The organism is Candidatus Culexmicrobium sp. (genome assembly GCF_058356305.1).
The window spans coordinates 32,852-48,647 of record NZ_JBTVBB010000029.1; the positions used below are offsets into that span (position 1 = coordinate 32,852).

The window sequence follows — 15,796 nt, forward strand, 5'->3', positions numbered from 1 at the left end:
AACAAATAACGCAATTACACTCTAATAAATTAAATTTTCCTGTGCAGGTTTTCTCAGCTTTTCTGCCTTTTTCCCCCTTTTTTAAAGTTTTCTTCTCTTTTTACCACGTATTTCATATTTTCCTTCTCTTTATTTTTCTTTTTCTCTTTTCTTTTTCTTTTGTTTTCTTTTTCCCCTTTTTTCCATTTTGTATTTTTTATTGGTATTTGTATTCTCTGGGTATTACCTGTTTAATACCAGCATCTAAGTGTGTCGTTTGATAGTATATATTGATGGGGGAGAGGTGGGTGAAAGTAATAGTAGCAAGAGTTCCTGAAGCTATTCTTAATGAAATTGACATTCTTGTCAAAACCGGCCGCTATTCTTCAAGGGCGGAGGTGATAAGAGTAGCTGTCAGAGATTTGATAAGGAAGGAGTTTGTTAGTGCTAGGTCAGCGCTTAAAGTGTACGGTTGATTCATAAACTTCCTTTTCTTTTTGAAATAAACTAAATTATTAGTTTGTGGATTTTCTTTTGGGTATAGTTATGTATGACTTTGAGGTTGATAGAATTTTAAGGGAGATTAAGCGTTTAGGGGCTAGAAGAGTTTTATTGCAGTTTCCTGATGGTTTAAAGAGTTTTTCTTTAGATTTAGTTGATAAGCTTAGATCTAAAGTTGATGATGTTAATTTTTTTGTTCTTATTGACTCTTGCTATGGTGGTTGTGATGTGGCTCTAGATGAAGGGAGAAGATTAAATATTGATTTGATTGTTCATTTTGGTCATACTCCCTTTATAACTGGAAATACTGAGGTTAATGTCCTCTATATTCCTGTGTTTAGTAATTTGCCTGTGGAGAAGGCTGTTCGTTCTGCCATTAACTTGCTTGGAGAGTATAGGGTTGTAGGTGTTTTGTCTATTGTTCAGCATGTTCATAGGCTGGGTGAGGTTTGTAGTTTGCTTGAGGAGAATGGTTTTAAGGTTGTTGTTGGAGATAGGTGTGGTAGAATTTCCTTTGATGGACAAATTTTAGGTTGTGATGTTTGTTCTGCTCTTTCTATTGCTGATGATGTTGATGTTTTTCTAGTTGTTGCTGGCGGTGATTTTCATGCTTTAGGTGTTGCTTTGTCTACTGGTAAGCCCGTAATTGTGGCTGATCCCTACAGAGGTGAGGCCAGGGATATTTCTAAGCTCGTTAAACGTGTTTTAAGTTTGCGTTGGAATAGTATTGTGAAGGCTAGGGATGCCAGTGTTTTTGGTGTTGTTGTTGGTGTTAAGCCTGGTCAAGCTAGAGTTGATGTTGCTTTGAAGGTTAGGGATTTAATTTTAAGCTGTGGTAGAAAGTGTTATCTCTTTGCTGGGAGAGAGATTGTTCCTGAGGCTTTTTATCCCTTTATTGATAGGGTTGATGTCTTTGTTGTAGTTGCTTGTCCTAGAATTGTTATTGATGATGCGCATAGGTTTAGGAAGCCTATCCTAACTGTTGGGGAATTGAAGATTGCTTTAGGTGTTTCTAAGGGGGATTATACTTCCTTTTTACCTTTGTTTTATGGTGAGGGTTGTGAGGGTTCTGGTTAGTCGTTTGAGACATCTTGAAATGCTTTTGGAGGAGGTTTCTGCTCATCCTAGTCCTTCTCCAACACTTGAGCAGTATACTATTCCTGCTAGTGTTGCTGCCAGGATTTTATGGATTATTGATAAGGAGTATGGTGATGTTAGGGGTAAGAGAATTTTGGATTTTGGCTGTGGTACTGGTAGACTGGGTATTGGTGCGGCTCTTTTAGGTGCTAGATATGTTGTGGGTGTGGATGTTGACTTAACTGCTTTGAGGGTTGCTTTAGCTAATGCTAAGAAATTGAATGTTGGTGATATTGTTGATTTTATTTATGCTCGTATTGGTGATTTTAATATTCGTGGTGATGTTGTCATTCAGAATCCTCCCTTCGGTGTTCAGAGGAGGAGGGCTGATAGAGTTTTTTTGGAAACTGCAGTTAAATCTGCCCCTATAATTTATTCTTTGCATAAGTCAGGGGAGAGTAATAGAAGGTTTATATTTGAGTTTGTTGATGATTTGGGGGGAGTGATTGTAGATGTTGTTCCCTTAATGCTTGAAATTCCATGTTTATTTGACTTTCACTATAAGCGGAGACATGTGGTTAGGGTTGATTTATATAGAATAGTGGTTGATTGAAATATTAATTTCCTATAACATATATCGGTGAGAGTTTTATAATGTAGTGTGGTGGGGAAATCATGGTGCGCAGTAAATTGATTGGCAAAGTAGTTTTTCCAGGGGAGTTTTTAGGTGTAATTGAGGAGTTTATTCCAGGTAGAGGTACATATGAGGAGGATGGCAATATTTATGCTGCTAAGTTTGGAGTTGTTGGTTTTAACTTTGAAGAGCGGGTTATTTATGTTTCCGCTTTTAGGAGGGATATGATTCCTCTTCCTGAAGAAGGTGATGCTGTTATTGGTATAGTTCATGACGTTAAGGATGAGATTGCTATTATTAGGATTGAGTTTATAGAGGATAGGGTTAAGCCTTCCTCTTATATTACTGGTTTTCTACATTTATCTCAAGTTTCAAATGATAAGTCGTTTAGTAGTATGTTTGAGGTTTTAAGGGTTGGTGATGTGGTTAGAGCTAAGGTCTTGAATTCGTGGAGTCCATATCAATTGTCCATTAAGGATCCTGGTTTTGGAGTTATTTTTGCTAAGTGTTCACGTTGTCTTTCACCTTTAATTAAGAGGAGGGGCAGGCTTTTCTGTAGTCTTTGTCGTGCCTATGAGTCTAGAAAGATTGCTTCTCTATATGGGGAGTGGAGCTATGAGGAGAGCAGTTGAAAGAGTTTTTAAGATTAGTGTTTCATGTGAGGAGGATCTTTTAAGGTTACTTGAATTATTGTGTAGTAGGCTTAGTTTTGTTGATTTCAGTATTTCCTCTAGGTCTGGTTTTATTAAGATAGTTGTTAGGGGTTCTCATGATGATGTTAAGCATGCCTCTGAGGTTATTAGGGAGTTGACTCTTTCTGTTAAGCGCAAATCTAGGGCTGGTACTGGTGGCTTCAATGTTTTTTCTGTTAGAGAAATTTCTAAGATGGCTGGTATGGCTATTTCCTTGGACTTGTTGGCTGAGGCTTTAAGGCTCAAGGGGTTTAAGTGTAGGATTGTTAAGAATTCAATTGAGACTGACGCTTCTGAAAATGTTATCTATGATGTTTTGAGGTTGATGAGTTCTGCTTATTCTGATCTTAGATTTGAGACTAGGTCTAGTAGTGTTAAGCGTCTCTTAGTTTTAGCTTCAAGTGTTACTGGTGTTGATTTATGGAGTGTTGTTGAAGTTGCAAGGGAGCTTGAATTTATATCTAGAGATGAGGAGGGTAGACTGGTCTTATTGAGGGAGTGGAAGGATGCTTTAAGAAAGCTTCTTCCAGCCTTGAGGAAGCTTGAGATTGATGATTTTTCTTCCGCTAACTTTATTTCTTTAAATGAAGATTTTTAGTTGTCTTGGGGGATATGAGTTGAAGGTAAAGATTTTAAGGTTGACTGATAATTCAATTGAGATGGAGATTGAGGGTGAGGATCATACTTTATGTAATGCATTGTGTAAGGAGTTGTTTAATGACAAGTCTATTGTGTTTGCCTCTTATCATATTGATCATCCCTTGGTTGGTAAGCCTAGAATTTATGTTCAAACCGATGGTAGTAAAAGCCCTGTTGATGCTATTGTTGAGGCTTCTAAGCGTTTAAGGGAGAAGGCTTTAGAGTTTAGTGAATTGTTTTCTAAGATTCTTAAATCTTAGGTGAGTCCATGGAGGATAAGCTTTCTAGAATACTTTTAAATCGTGATTTAGCTAAGCTTGGTGATAGCCTAGTAAATTTCATATATTCTGCTGCTAAGTCTAGGGTTTTAGGTGGCTTTTATGGTGAGCGTGTTTCTAATAGAGTTTTATCGGAGGCTTTGCATAGGGTTGGATTGAGAAATAAGCTTCCTCTACGTAGTAATGTTCATGTGAGAAGTAATGCTGCTGAGGCTTTGATTGCATATGCTTGGGTTAATGGCTTTCTAGGTGTTGAAGAGGCTATTGATTTTTTGGCATCTAAATTAAGGTTTTCTAATGATATTAGTAGACGTGGAGAGTTAGAAGCTGCAGTTAATGCTTTTACTGAGTTGCTAAGGTATGTTTTGGAGGTTTTTTATTGAGTGTTAAGTTGGAGTCTCGTATTGCAGGCTTCACTTTTTATGATCCCTTGCTTTTATGTGTTGTTTTTAGGGGTGGATTGTTTTTGGATGGTGTTTTGTCTATGGTTTCAGGGGGGAGTGATTTAACTTTGAGAGCTGTTAATTTATTGAAATCTTCAACTCATTTTCAGCAGGTTAACTATATTTTGTTTGATGGTTCTAGTTGGCGTGGAGGTTTAGATTTAGATTTTCTCTATAAATGTTTTGGTAAGCCTGTTATAGTTGTTTTTGAAAAAAATTGTTCAGATTCAATTTTTCTCTCTAAGTTCAATTTATATGTTAATTTTAGAGGTGTGTCTCTTAGTAGAGTGATGGGTTTATTGGATATTTCAACCTTTAATTTATTGCCTGAACCTCTTCGTGTTGCTAGGCTTTTAGCGTTAAGTCTATTAGATGCTTTGTCGTGTAGTTAGCTGGCTTATTGAGTGGTAGTTGAGGCGAGTGAAATGGAGTTTTGTCCTAAATGTGGAAGTATGATGAAACCTAGGAGAGAGGAGACTGGCATTATGCTTTATTGTTCTAGTTGTGGTTTTTCTAAGCCATTTGGTGGAATGGATTCATCCTATAGATTTGTGAGTGAAATTAAGCATTCTCCTGATAAGACTATGGTTGTTGTTGATGAGAGTAAGCTTCCTAAAGTTCTGCCTACTATTAGAATTGAGTGTCCTAAGTGTGGGCATATGGAGGCTTATTGGTGGATGCTTCAGACTAGACGTGCAGATGAAAGTCCAACACGTTTCTTTAGGTGTACTAGGTGTGGTTATACCTGGAGGGAGTATGATTAGTGAAGAATGTTGAGTATACTCTTTTGGATAAGATTGAAGCTTTAAATCTTCTCTTAAATAAGGCTTTGAAAGTTTCAGTTAACGTTGAAAATCGAGTTCCATATTATATGAATGCTAGGACTTATGCTGTTAAGCTTAGACGTATGCTTGAGAATGCTGTTAAATTGTCTAGTGAAATTTTTGAGGAGTTTAAAAATTCTGTTGGCGAATAAATGGGATACTAATTATTTATTAATGTTATAGTTTTTATAGTAAGATTGGAGGGAGAACTATGTTTAGGATAGTTGTTACAAGTGCGAAGCTTTGGAGGGGTATTATAACTGCTATTTCAGAGTTGATTGATGAGGCAAACTTTGTTGTTTCTCCTGATGGGCTTAGCCTTAGAGCTATGGATCCATCGCATGTTGCAATGGTGGAATTGCTTTTACCGCCGCCGACCTTCGATGAGTTTCAGTGTAGTGAGAAAATTGTGATTGGTGTTAATTTAGATGAATTTAATCGATTGCTTAAGAGGGCTTCTGCGAGGGATAGGCTTGAGTTAGAGTTAAGTGAGCCTGGTAGATTGACTATTAGATTTCTAGGTAAGGCTTTAAGGACTTTCAAGATGCCATTGATTGATATTGCAAGTGAGGAGCTTCCCTCTCCTTCATTAGAGTTTAACGTTAAGGCTAGGGTTTTGGCTGATGCTATGAGGGATGCTATTAAGGATGCAAGTATTATTAGTGACTATGTGCGGTTTATGGCTAATCCTGGTGAATTAATCTTAGCAGCGTCTGGTGATAGAGGTGAGGTTGAAGTTAAATTGAATGAGGAGATGGGTTCATTAATTGAATTGGAAGTTAAGGAGCCTTCTCGTAGTACTTATAGTTTAAGCTATTTATCAGATATGATGAAGGCTGTTGCAACTGCTGAGGTTGCCGTAGTACATTTTTCATCTGACATGCCGTTGAGATTGGACTTTGAGCTTCCAGGTGAGGGTAGAATTACATATTATTTGGCACCGAGGATGGAGGCGTGACATCATTTTCTATTTCATTTTTATAAGAGGTTGATTGATTGAGGGTGATTTTAAGTAAAGAGGATTTAGCTAAGTATCCCTTTACAGTTGAGGCTGCAGAGTATATTAAGCGGGCTGACTTGACTTTAGGTGATTTAGTTGAACCTGGTTTCCGTTTAATTTTAGATAGAGCAGTTGAGAGAATTAAGAGTGCTGTTGAGCTTGGTAGAATTAAGACTGATTTATCTGATGTTGAGGTTGAAATTTTATCTTATCCTACTGCTATGGCTATTTTGACTATTATTGGTGAGCCTGCTCTTTCTAGGAGATATGCTGTTGCTGAGGCTAAGAGGATTTATGAGGAGCTTCGATTGGATGATGAATTGAAGATTGCCTACATATGTGAGCGTAATTTTGGTTGGAGGGTTAGGTTTATTGACACTGGCTTGTTTAATATTTTCTTTGTAGATTATCTTAGGGTTGCTCCTCTTTTTCATGCTCCAAGCTGGAAGCTTGTTAATAGATTGGTTTCTAAGGGTTGGGTTAGGATTAAGAAGCATGAGTTGGCTAGACTTATTGGTGAGGCTGTTAGGGTTAGAGTTGTTGAGAAGTTAATTTTACCTAAGCCTCCAATAGCTGTTCCTCCGGAGATTATGAATGTTATTGATGATATTAAAAGGTTGTTTGAAAGTCATAGGAAGATTATTAGGGCTGAGGAAGCTTATGCTGGACCTGTCGTTGAGGAGGCTTTCCCACCATGTATAAAAGCTATTTTAGGTGATTTGATTAAGGGTGGTACTATTTCACATATGGCTCGTTTTACTTTAACTGCTTTTCTCTTGAATGTCGGTAAGAGTGTTGATGAAGTTGTTGAGTTGTTCAGTTCTTCAGCTGATTTTAGCCAGAATGTTACTAGATATCAAGTTGAGCATATTGCTGGTCTTCGCGGTTCACATATTAAGTATTCTCCTCCAAGCTGTAGTACTCTGAGGACTTTTGGGCTTTGTATTCCTGGAGATTCTTTATGTAATAGGGTGAAGCATCCTTTAACCTACTATAAGATCAAGGTTAGAAGAGCTGAGGAGAGTAGGAGTAAAATTGAGTAGGGAGGCCTCTTTTCTTAGACGTATTTTTTCTTCTTACTATCAGAGGAATTTTATTTCTCCTCCTAGATATATTGGCAGCCGGGAGTTTGGCTTTATATTATTTGATAGGGAGGGTATGATTCGTCATTTATCCTTCAAGGATGCTTCTGATTTGAATGACTTTTTGAGGAGAAATACTCCTTTACATGCTTATTATTCATCTGCCTATTATGAGAGTCCTAATGCTGAGAATATGGAGAGTAAGGGTTGGTATGCTGCGGATTTAGTTTTTGATATTGATGCTGATCATATACCTACGGAGTGTAAGGAGGAGCATGATAGGTGGATTTGCTTAGATTGTGGTTTTTCGAGTAGGGGTATAGCTCCAGAGGATTGCCCTAAATGTGGCTCTAAACGTTTGAGGGTTGATTCTTGGCTTTGTGAATTGTGTTTGGAGACTGCTAGAAGTGAGACTATTAAGTTGATTGAAGAGTTTTTATTGTCTGATTTAGGTTTGTCTTTGAGTGAGATGTCCTTTAACTTTTCTGGTCATAGGGGTTTTCATGTTCATGTTTTTAGTGAAGTTGTTTTAGAGTTGTCTCAAGAGGCTAGAAGGGAGATTACTGATTATATTCGTGCTCAAGGTTTATTGCCTAGGTTTCATGGTTTCTCTAGGGTTTTTGTTGGTGAGACTTTTCCTGATATGGCTGATCCTGGTTGGAGGGGGAGGCTGGCTAGGGGTCTGTATGATTTTATTAGTAGGGCTTCTTTTGATGATCTTAAACGTGTTTTAGGGAGAAGTCGAGTTGCAAAGTTAATTTATGATAATAGAGATTTTATTTTGAGTAATTTAAGTAGTAGTCCGCCTAGATGGCCTAGTGTTAGAGGTGTTTCCATTTCAGCTTGGTCTAAGCTTGCTCTATATGTTGCTGGTTTGCAGAGAAGTTTTATTGATGAGCGTGTTACAACTGATATTAAACGTTTGATGAGGCTTCCTGGAAGTATTCATGGTAAGACTGGATTTAAAGTTGCATCTTTAACTTTCTCTGAATTAGAGCGTTTTGATCCTTTGAGTGATGCTCTTGTTTTTGGAAGAGATGTGCTAAGAGTATATGTTTCTAGGACGCCGAAAATTGTTGTTTGCGGTGAGGAGTTTGGTCCTTTTGAAGATGTTGTTGTAGATTTGCCTTTATCAGTTGCTGTCTACTTGCTTTGTAAGGGGGTTGCCTCACTTCCACTAGAGGAGTAGTTAATAAATATAACTTAGATTTATTTAATGTTTTGATGGTGTATTAGTTATGTATAGGATTCTTCTAGATGCATTGATGGCTGAATTGTCTGAATCTAATTTGTCTCAGCTTCCAAACGACTTTTATATTAATGTTCAAGCTTATCTTCATAGTCTTAAGGATAAACTTGAGAATGCTTCTGATGTTGATGCAAAATTAATTGAAACTGAGGCTAAATTGGCTTCTGAAATTGTAGCTACCATTGTGTCTTTAAGATTGAGGAAGATTTTAAAGCATCTTTTAAGTGGTAATTTCAGCCCACCTGCGAATTTGCTTGATGTAGAGTTGGAGGCCTTTGAGAAGATTTATGCTGCTGTTGAAGATTTTCTTTCATTAGCTGAGAAGTTTGCTAGTTTAGAGAAGGGTATTCTCGCGAAAAAAATATTAGTTCGTTTTATCCGAGAGGTTCCTGCATTTGTTGGGGCTGATTTGAAGACGTATGGTCCCTTTAAACCTGAGGATGTGGCTAGCATACCCTTAATAAATGCGGAGGCCTTAGTTAGAAGGAAGATGGCTGAGATATTGGGGTGAGTATGGATGAAGGTGCCTAAACTTATTCGTACATACTGTCCGAAGTGTAGAGCTCATACTGAGCATACGGTTAGCTTGTATAAGGCTGGTAAGAGGAGGGCTCTAGCAGCTGGTGAAAGGCGTTTCGCTGCTAAGAAGAAGGGTTATGGTAGTAAGCGTAAGCCTGAGCAGAAGAGATTTGCCAAGGTAACTAAGAAGCAGACTCTTAAGCTTACCTGTAAGATTTGCAGGTATACTTATCATAAGAGGGGTATCAGAGTTAAGAAGCTTGAATTAGTTGAGGTGAGACGATGATGAAGATTAGCGTTAAGAAGAGGAAGATTCTTGTCCCTGAGCCTAAGAGTAGATTTATTGTTGTTAGTTGCCCTGATTGTGGTAATGAGCAAATTAGTTTTGACAGGGCTTCAATAGTTGTTAGATGTAGGGTTTGTAATAGAGTTCTAGTTAGACCTACTGGTGGGAAGGCTATTATTGAGGGTAAGCTTGTTAGAGTTTTAGAGTAGTTTAGGGGTGTTTTTATGGTTAGGAGGCGTAGGCGTTTCCCTGAGGTTGGAGAGCTTGTTATGACTACTGTTGCTATGGTTTTTGATAGGGGCGCCTATGTTCTCTTAGATGAGTATGGTGGTATTGAGGGCTATGTTCCTATTGGCGAGGTTAGCTCTAGTTGGGTTCATAATATTAGGGATTTTCTTAAGGAAGGTAGAAAGGTTGTTTTAAAGGTTATTCGTGTAAATGAGCGTAAAGGTCATGTTGATCTTTCTTTGAGAAGGGTTAGTGATAAGGAGCGAAAGGATAAGATTTTAGAGTGGAAGAGGGCTCAGAGGGCTGAAAAATTTCTTGAGATGGCTGCTGAACGTTTGGGGAAGACCTTAGATGAAGCCTATGAGGTTGCTGGCTGGCCCTTAGAGGATTTCTATGGTGAGATTTTCGCTGGCTTTGAGGCTGCAGTTATGGAGGGTGAGAAGGCTTTAACTAGGGCTGGGGTCCCTGAGGATTGGGCTAGGGTTTTAACTGAATTGGCTAATGCTTATATTGAGCTTCCTGAAGTTAAGATTAGTGGGATTTTACAGTTATCCTCTACTAAGCGTAATGGTGTTCTTGATATTAAGAATGCATTGTTATCTGCTGTTAAGGCTGGCAGGGATTTTGAGGTTAATTTTCGAGTATATACTATTGGTGCTCCTAGATATAGGATTGATGTAAGGGCTAGGAATTATAAGATTGCTGAAGCTGCTTTGGATAAGATGGTGAAAGCTGCATTAGAGACTATTAAGAAGCTTGGTGGTAAGGGTAGCTTTACTAGGGTTTGAGGGATTAATTTGCCCTGGCTTTTAAGGAAATGCGTTAAGTGTGGTAGATATACCCTTAAACGTGATAAATGTCCATATTGTGGTGGCCGTGTTAGGATTCCTCATCCAGCTAAGTTTTCACCTGACGATAGATACTCTAAGTATAGGAGATTGATGAAGAAGCTTGCTGGTAAGACTTAGCCTTCTTGATATTTTACTTTATATATGAATACGAATCCATTGGATGATTGGAATACTAATTCAAAGTTTTCTGGCTCCGGTATGTCTATTCCAAAGGTTATCCATATATTTCTTCTTGTCCAAAATAGTAGTCTATATAGGGTTGCATTGGGAGCCTTTGGTCCGCCTGGAACCTGTATTCCTCTTTCACGATATACTTTTATGTAGTCTGATGCATTGAAGCCTGCTATTGCTATCATCCAGTGTGATTTTGCGAAGTCTCCATACCCTCTTCCATGGAGTAGGAATCCTGTGTTTGGATCGAAGGTTTCAAATACAACTACATGGGTTACCCCTAGCTTTTTGAATATTTCTAGTGCTACTGTTTCGTTTGACATGAAGGCCTTTGCTATGCTTTTGATTTGTGTGCCGTTTAGTGTAGCGTTGTCGCATACTGATGTTTTATTGCCCAGAGCTGTTATCCAGTATCCATAGTCCCACCAAGATGCAACTACTGCGTCGTCTGGTAGGTTTACTCTCATCCATAGGAGTGCTTCAATCCAGTCTGGGTATTTTGTTCCTCCTGGTACTCCTCCGCATGAAACTATGGTTGGAGGCGTGTATGCTACTGCTCTCCATGATGTAACTGTTATCATTAGAATTAATGTTGTTATTATCAGTATCCATGCACTTCCTCCTCTTCCTCTTCTAAACACCATTTTTCTACGTCTTGTTATTCTAGCTTCTTTTCTTGTTATTATGTCTATGTGGGGTTTTAGGATGTTGACTAGACTTATTGCACCTAATATGCTGAATAGTGGTGCTGCTAGCATGATTAATCTTATCATGGACGATGCAAAGTATATGGCTGCTAATCCACCTATAGCTATTAGTATTTCGTTTTCTTTTCCACGTTTAAAGGCTAAGTATATTCCTATGGGTGCTAGGATTGTTAGTATTTGGTAGTCTAGGAGCATGTATGCCCATGTGGGTGCTCTATGCTCTGCAACTGATGCAACTAATGGTTGTGCTTCTTTTGCTGATGGAATTACGACTGACAATATTCTTCCAGTTAGGGCTTTGAGGTAGCCTTTACTCCAGAATGTGTAGAGTCCTAGTCCTACTATGCTGAGTATTGCTGTTAGACTTGTTAGCTTTAGTTTTATATTTAGATTTGTTCCTATAATGTTTCTAGTTGATAGTAGTACTATTGTTAGCATTGGCAGTATTGTTCCAAAGCTTATTAGATATTTATTCGCAAAGTATTGGAATTGGGCTGCTAGAGTTAATCCCACTCCTATCGTTAGTGAGTATGTCACTAGTAGTTTCCTTGAATATTTGCCTATGAGTATCATTGTTAATGCGTATATTGCGTATAGGTTTAAGAGGTATATTCCTCCTCCCCATGATATCATCATGTATGCTAGTGATGCCCCTGACAAAGCTGCTGATATAGATGTAACTGTTATTGAATCACTCTCCATGGCTATTATCCAGAAGTATAGGGAAAGAGTCATAGCAAAGAACCCTACGCTTTCTGTGTCATAGAAGCCTGCAGAGGTCCTGCTTATGAATGCTGGAATTGTAGCTAGGAATAATCCTGAAAATAGGCCTGTGCCTTCTCCGCCAATTTCTCTTCCTATTAGATATGTTAGAACTGCTGATAACGCACCTAGTAGTGCTGGTAGTATGGTGCATACTTGCATTATTGATGCTTCAATTCCTAGGGCTTGTGTGAGTAGGTAGAAGAAGGCTCCTGTGAAGGGTACGCCTGGATAGGAGGTTTTCGGTATATTTCTTCCATATGGATGCCAGCTGAAGGTGTCATACCATGAAAACCATGATTGGAATCCATTATTTATAATGTATTCTGTTACTCGGTATTGGAAGTATGGGTCATATCCACTTAGCCAGTATCCCCATTTTAATGGGAGTAATCTTATTCCAAGGGCAATTGTGAAGATTAGTATGATTATGCTTAGTGTTAGAATTTTTCTTATTGTTTCCAGATTTTTAATGTGTTCAGTTGAGAGCTTTGACTTTAAGGTCCTTAACAATAGATTGCCCTCCCTAAACATAAATGCTTGAAAAACTTTAAATATTATTGGTTTCTCCTTTATGAAAAGGAGGCTGGAGTGTGTATCAGCGCCAAATTCAGTAGCCTTTATGTCTATTTGCTTGGTTATTGTTTCAAGTAAAGGATTCAAGGATAGTTTTATGGGGGATTAATTATGGGTGTAGTGGGGGTTATTAGCAAGGAGTATCGTGGAGTTGAGCTTGAAAGGGAAGTTTTTGATTGGTGGAGGAAGAATAATATTTATGAGAAAGTTAAACGTTTAAGGTTGGATAAGCCAAAATTCTATTTTCTTGATGGTCCACCATATGTGACTAATCCGATTCATGTTGGTACTGCTTGGAATAAAGTGCTTAAAGATACTTTTCTCCGCTACTTTAGAATGCGTGGATATAATGTTAGAGATCAGCCTGGCTATGATATGCATGGTCTTCCAATTGAAGTTATGGTTGAGAAGAAGCTTGGTTTAACAACTAAGAAGGATATTGAGAGGCTTGGTATTAGAAGGTTTGTTGAGGAGTGTAGACGGTATGCCTTGGAGCATTTGAAGATTTTAGAGCGTCAATTTAGAGATTTAGGTGTTTGGATGGATTGGGCTTCACCTTACATGACTATTACTGAGAATTATATTGAGGCTGAATGGTGGGTTGTTAAGAAGGCTGAGGAAAAGGGTTTACTTGATGAGGGTTATATGGTTTTCCATTGGTGTCCAAGATGTGAAACTGTTCTTTCAGGTTATGAGGTTACTGAGGAGTATAGGGTTGTTAAGGATCCATCTATTTATGTGAAATTTCCAGTGGAGGGTCGAGAGAAAGAGTATATTTTGATTTGGACTACTACTCCGTGGACTCTGCCTGCTAATGTTGCAGTTATGGTTCATCCTGATTATGCCTATGCTAGGGTTAGGGTTGGAGATGAAGTTTATATTTTAGCTGAGGCTAGATGTGAGGCTGTTTTTAGTGAAGTTGGTTTGTCCTACGAGGTTATTGAGCGTTTTCAAGGTAGAGATTTGGAGGGATTAAAGTATATTCCTCCACTTTTAGAGGAAGTTGAGGTTCAGAGGAAGATTCGTGGTGTTCATAGGGTTGTTTTGAGTAGTGAGTTTGTTACCATGGAGGAGGGTACTGGTTGTGTTCATTCAGCTCCTGGCCATGGTGAAGAGGACTTTATTGTGGGTTTAAAGTATAATTTGCCGGTTATTTCGCCTGTTGATGAAGCTGGTAGATTTACTAGTGAGGCTGGAAAGTATGCTGGTAAGCTTATTTGGGATGCTAATGAGGAGATTATTCAAGATTTGAAGAGGAAAAATCTGCTTTTATATAGGGGTTGGATTCATCATAGATATCCTCATTGTTGGCGTTGTAAGACTCCTCTTCTTCTCCGCGCTACTCATCAATGGTTTATTAAGGTTCCTGAGATTAGAGATAAGCTTTTAGAGGAGAATGATAAGGTTGATTGGGTTCCTGAGTGGGCTGGTAGTAGTAGATTTAGGAATTGGCTTTTAAATGTTAGGAATTGGGTTATTTCAAGGCAGAGGTATTGGGGTACTCCTCTGCCAATTTGGATTTGTAGGAGATGTGGTAGGCGAGAGGTTATTGGTTCTATTGCAGAGTTGAAGAGGAAGGCTTTGAAGCTTCCTGAGGTATTTGAGTTGCATAGGCCTTGGATTGATGAAGTTGTCCTTAAATGTGAATGTGGAGGAGAAATGTATAGGGTTGCTGATACGATTGATGTTTGGATGGATTCAAGTGTTGCTTCATGGGCCTGTCTAGGTTTTCCATCTAGTAGAGAAGAGTTTGAAAAATGGTGGCCTGCAGATTTAATTTTAGAGGGTCCTGATCAGACTAGGGGCTGGTTTTACACTTTACTTGTTAGTGGCTATATTGGTTTCAATATGGCTCCTTATAGGCGTGTTTTGATGCATGGATGGTCTCTTGATGAGAAGGGTAGGGCTATGCATAAATCTCTTGGCAATGTAATTTATCCTGAGGAGGTTTTCTCTAGGTATTGTCGCGACGCCTTTAGATGGTATGAGCTTCAGTATACTCCTTGGGAGGATTTAAAGTTTTCAATGAAGGAGGTTGGGGAGGTTTATAGGGTTTTAAAGATTATGTGGAATGCATATTACTTTGCCAGTCTATATATGAATTTAGATAAATTTGACCCTAAAGTATATACTCTTGAAGAAGTTAGAGGCTATCTTCAACCTGAGGATTTATGGCTTTTAAGTAAAACTCAAATGTTAATAAGACAGGTTACTGATGCTATGGATAGACTTCACGTTCATGAGGCTGCTAGAGCTTTGAGAACATTTATTGTTGAAGATGTTAGTAGATGGTATATTAAATTGATTAGGAGGAGGACTTGGATTGAACATGAAGATCCAAGTAAAAATGCAGTTTATGCAACTCTCTATTACGTATTGTTGACTTTCTTAAAGTTGGCTGCACCTATAATTCCATTTATAACTGAGAAGATTTATCAAGAAATGTTTAGAGTTGCAGATGAAGACCTCCCTGAAAGTATTCATATGTGTGATTGGCCAAGTGTTCTGGATGAATTTTTAGATGAAAGTAAAATTGAATACATGAAGATTGTCAAGTCAATTGTTGAGGCTTCCATTAGCGCTAGGCAGAGTGCTAGAATAAAGTTGAGGCATCCATTGCAGGAGTTAGTCATACTTAGTGATGATAATAGGGTTATAGTTGCAGTTGAATCCTTTAAAAATATTCTTCATGAACAAGCTAATGTAAAGGAGATTAAAGTTTTACCTAGAGATCATGAACGTGAATATGTTAGAGTTAAAATTACCCCTAATCTAGCTGTTTTAGGTCCTAAGTTGAAGGATAAAATGTCGTTCTTACTAAGATTATTGGAGTCTATTGATCCAAGTGAAGTTAAAAGTGCATTGGAGAGAGAGGGTAGTTATAGAGCTGTACTGGATGGTGAGTCCTTTGAATTGACTAGTGAGGATTTAGATTTCTCTGAAGAGGTTGCTGAGAATTATGTTAAGGCATCATTCAACTTAGGCATTGTGTATTTGAATGTTAAGTTGACTGAAGAACTTCTAGCTGAGGGATTAGCTAGGGAGGTTGTTAGGCGACTACAGGAAATGAGGAAGGAACTAGATTTACCAATAGAAGCTTATGTTAATGCTTATGTTGTTACTCCTACTCAAGAAACTTTAAATATGCTTAAGTCGATGGAATGGTACGTTTTACGTGAAGTGAGAGTTAAAGAGCTTATTTTAACTGCGCGTTCACCACCATATAAGGCGGCTTATGAGAAGTTGTGGCGTATTAATGGTGAAGAGTATCGTATGGGTATTACTCCAATCTAGTTTG

The 15,796-nt window shown here is 38.3% G+C and carries 20 protein-coding genes; 19 read left to right on the forward strand and 1 reads right to left on the reverse strand.

The window, feature by feature from the left end:
• Nucleotides 1–287: 287 nt before the first annotated feature.
• The 18 genes from ACW8TM_RS08175 to ACW8TM_RS08260 all read left to right on the forward strand — a co-directional run bounded on the left by ACW8TM_RS08175 (nt 288) and on the right by ACW8TM_RS08260 (nt 10,399).
• On the forward strand, nt 288–455 hold the full coding sequence (locus tag ACW8TM_RS08175; protein ID WP_491532802.1) for a ribbon-helix-helix domain-containing protein: 168 nt from the start codon (nt 288–290) through the stop codon (nt 453–455).
• 58 nt (nt 456–513) lie between these two features.
• Nucleotides 514–1,557: a diphthamide biosynthesis enzyme Dph2 gene (gene dph2 / locus ACW8TM_RS08180; protein WP_491532803.1), complete on the forward strand. Its 1,044-nt coding sequence runs from the start codon at nt 514–516 to the stop codon at nt 1,555–1,557.
• On the forward strand, nt 1,541–2,170 hold the full coding sequence (locus tag ACW8TM_RS08185; RefSeq protein WP_491532804.1) for an METTL5 family protein: 630 nt from the start codon (nt 1,541–1,543) through the stop codon (nt 2,168–2,170). The genes dph2 and ACW8TM_RS08185 overlap by 17 nt, the downstream gene beginning before the upstream one ends.
• Nucleotides 2,171–2,232: 62 nt before the next feature.
• Entirely contained in the window at nt 2,233–2,823 is a 591-nt protein-coding gene (locus tag ACW8TM_RS08190; RefSeq protein WP_491532805.1) for an exosome complex RNA-binding protein Csl4, read from the forward strand.
• On the forward strand, nt 2,807–3,481 hold the full coding sequence (locus ACW8TM_RS08195; RefSeq protein WP_491532806.1) for a DUF2067 family protein: 675 nt from the start codon (nt 2,807–2,809) through the stop codon (nt 3,479–3,481). Before ACW8TM_RS08190 ends, ACW8TM_RS08195 begins: the two co-directional genes overlap by 17 nt.
• Before the next feature lie 19 nt (nt 3,482–3,500).
• Entirely contained in the window at nt 3,501–3,782 is a 282-nt protein-coding gene (locus ACW8TM_RS08200; RefSeq protein ID WP_491532807.1) for a DNA-directed RNA polymerase subunit L, read from the forward strand.
• Between the two features lie 8 nt (nt 3,783–3,790).
• Nucleotides 3,791–4,183: a ribonuclease III family protein gene (locus tag ACW8TM_RS08205; protein WP_491532808.1), complete on the forward strand. Its 393-nt coding sequence runs from the start codon at nt 3,791–3,793 to the stop codon at nt 4,181–4,183.
• Nucleotides 4,180–4,635, forward strand: a complete 456-nt coding sequence (locus ACW8TM_RS08210; RefSeq protein WP_491532809.1) for an endonuclease dU — start codon at nt 4,180–4,182, stop codon at nt 4,633–4,635. The genes ACW8TM_RS08205 and ACW8TM_RS08210 overlap by 4 nt, the downstream gene beginning before the upstream one ends.
• A 33-nt stretch (nt 4,636–4,668) precedes the next feature.
• Nucleotides 4,669–5,007 carry a transcription factor S gene (locus ACW8TM_RS08215; RefSeq protein WP_491532810.1) on the forward strand — a complete coding sequence of 113 codons (339 nt, stop codon included), beginning with the start codon at nt 4,669–4,671 and terminating at the stop codon, nt 5,005–5,007.
• The gene (locus tag ACW8TM_RS08220; RefSeq protein ID WP_491532811.1) at nt 5,007–5,219 is read left to right on the forward strand and encodes a hypothetical protein; all 213 of its coding nucleotides are present in this window, start codon (nt 5,007–5,009) and stop codon (nt 5,217–5,219) included. Before ACW8TM_RS08215 ends, ACW8TM_RS08220 begins: the two co-directional genes overlap by 1 nt.
• 59 nt (nt 5,220–5,278) lie before the next feature.
• Nucleotides 5,279–6,025 carry a proliferating cell nuclear antigen (pcna) gene (pcn, locus tag ACW8TM_RS08225; RefSeq protein WP_491532812.1) on the forward strand — a complete coding sequence of 249 codons (747 nt, stop codon included), beginning with the start codon at nt 5,279–5,281 and terminating at the stop codon, nt 6,023–6,025.
• Between the two features lie 44 nt (nt 6,026–6,069).
• The gene (locus ACW8TM_RS08230; protein WP_491532872.1) at nt 6,070–7,110 is read left to right on the forward strand and encodes a DNA primase regulatory subunit PriL; all 1,041 of its coding nucleotides are present in this window, start codon (nt 6,070–6,072) and stop codon (nt 7,108–7,110) included.
• Nucleotides 7,103–8,338 (forward strand): DNA primase small subunit domain-containing protein, encoded by a 1,236-nt coding sequence (locus ACW8TM_RS08235; protein WP_491532813.1) that lies wholly within the window; start codon nt 7,103–7,105, stop codon nt 8,336–8,338. Before ACW8TM_RS08230 ends, ACW8TM_RS08235 begins: the two co-directional genes overlap by 8 nt.
• Nucleotides 8,339–8,387: 49 nt before the next feature.
• Nucleotides 8,388–8,909, forward strand: a complete 522-nt coding sequence (locus ACW8TM_RS08240) for a DNA replication complex subunit Gins51 (protein WP_491532814.1) — start codon at nt 8,388–8,390, stop codon at nt 8,907–8,909.
• A gap of 6 nt (nt 8,910–8,915) precedes the next feature.
• On the forward strand, nt 8,916–9,203 hold the full coding sequence (locus ACW8TM_RS08245) for a 50S ribosomal protein L44e (RefSeq protein ID WP_491532815.1): 288 nt from the start codon (nt 8,916–8,918) through the stop codon (nt 9,201–9,203).
• Nucleotides 9,204–9,208: 5 nt separating this feature from the next.
• The gene (locus ACW8TM_RS08250; protein WP_491532873.1) at nt 9,209–9,412 is read left to right on the forward strand and encodes a 30S ribosomal protein S27e; all 204 of its coding nucleotides are present in this window, start codon (nt 9,209–9,211) and stop codon (nt 9,410–9,412) included.
• A gap of 15 nt (nt 9,413–9,427) precedes the next feature.
• Nucleotides 9,428–10,219 carry a translation initiation factor IF-2 subunit alpha gene (locus ACW8TM_RS08255; RefSeq protein ID WP_491532816.1) on the forward strand — a complete coding sequence of 264 codons (792 nt, stop codon included), beginning with the start codon at nt 9,428–9,430 and terminating at the stop codon, nt 10,217–10,219.
• 9 nt (nt 10,220–10,228) lie between these two features.
• Nucleotides 10,229–10,399 (forward strand): RNA-protein complex protein Nop10, encoded by a 171-nt coding sequence (locus ACW8TM_RS08260; RefSeq protein WP_491532817.1) that lies wholly within the window; start codon nt 10,229–10,231, stop codon nt 10,397–10,399.
• Here the strand turns inward: ACW8TM_RS08260 and ACW8TM_RS08265 are convergent.
• Nucleotides 10,396–12,435, reverse strand: coding sequence for an STT3 domain-containing protein (locus ACW8TM_RS08265; protein ID WP_491532818.1), 2,040 nt, complete (start codon nt 12,433–12,435; stop codon nt 10,396–10,398). The two genes, ACW8TM_RS08260 and ACW8TM_RS08265, sit on opposite strands and share 4 nt — an antisense overlap.
• Before the next feature lie 174 nt (nt 12,436–12,609).
• Here ACW8TM_RS08265 and ileS point away from each other — a divergent pair, with 174 nt between their 5' ends.
• Entirely contained in the window at nt 12,610–15,792 is a 3,183-nt protein-coding gene (gene ileS, locus ACW8TM_RS08270) for an isoleucine--tRNA ligase (RefSeq protein ID WP_491532819.1), read from the forward strand.
• Nucleotides 15,793–15,796 lie beyond the last annotated feature (4 nt).

Excerpts from the sequence above, each read along its gene's own strand:
- ACW8TM_RS08190 (WP_491532805.1), top strand. The coding sequence starts at position 2,233 with ATGGTGCGCAGTAAATTGATTGGCAAAGTAGTTTTTCCAGGGGAGTTT.
- ACW8TM_RS08195 (WP_491532806.1), top strand. The coding sequence starts at position 2,807 with ATGAGGAGAGCAGTTGAAAGAGTTTTTAAGATTAGTGTTTCATGTGAG.
- ACW8TM_RS08205 (WP_491532808.1), top strand. The coding sequence starts at position 3,791 with ATGGAGGATAAGCTTTCTAGAATACTTTTAAATCGTGATTTAGCTAAG.
- ACW8TM_RS08215 (WP_491532810.1), top strand. The coding sequence starts at position 4,669 with ATGGAGTTTTGTCCTAAATGTGGAAGTATGATGAAACCTAGGAGAGAG.
- pcn (WP_491532812.1), top strand. The coding sequence starts at position 5,279 with ATGTTTAGGATAGTTGTTACAAGTGCGAAGCTTTGGAGGGGTATTATA.
- ACW8TM_RS08240 (WP_491532814.1), top strand. The coding sequence starts at position 8,388 with ATGTATAGGATTCTTCTAGATGCATTGATGGCTGAATTGTCTGAATCT.
- ACW8TM_RS08245 (WP_491532815.1), top strand. The coding sequence starts at position 8,916 with ATGAAGGTGCCTAAACTTATTCGTACATACTGTCCGAAGTGTAGAGCT.
- ACW8TM_RS08255 (WP_491532816.1), top strand. The coding sequence starts at position 9,428 with ATGGTTAGGAGGCGTAGGCGTTTCCCTGAGGTTGGAGAGCTTGTTATG.
- ileS (WP_491532819.1), top strand. The coding sequence starts at position 12,610 with ATGGGTGTAGTGGGGGTTATTAGCAAGGAGTATCGTGGAGTTGAGCTT.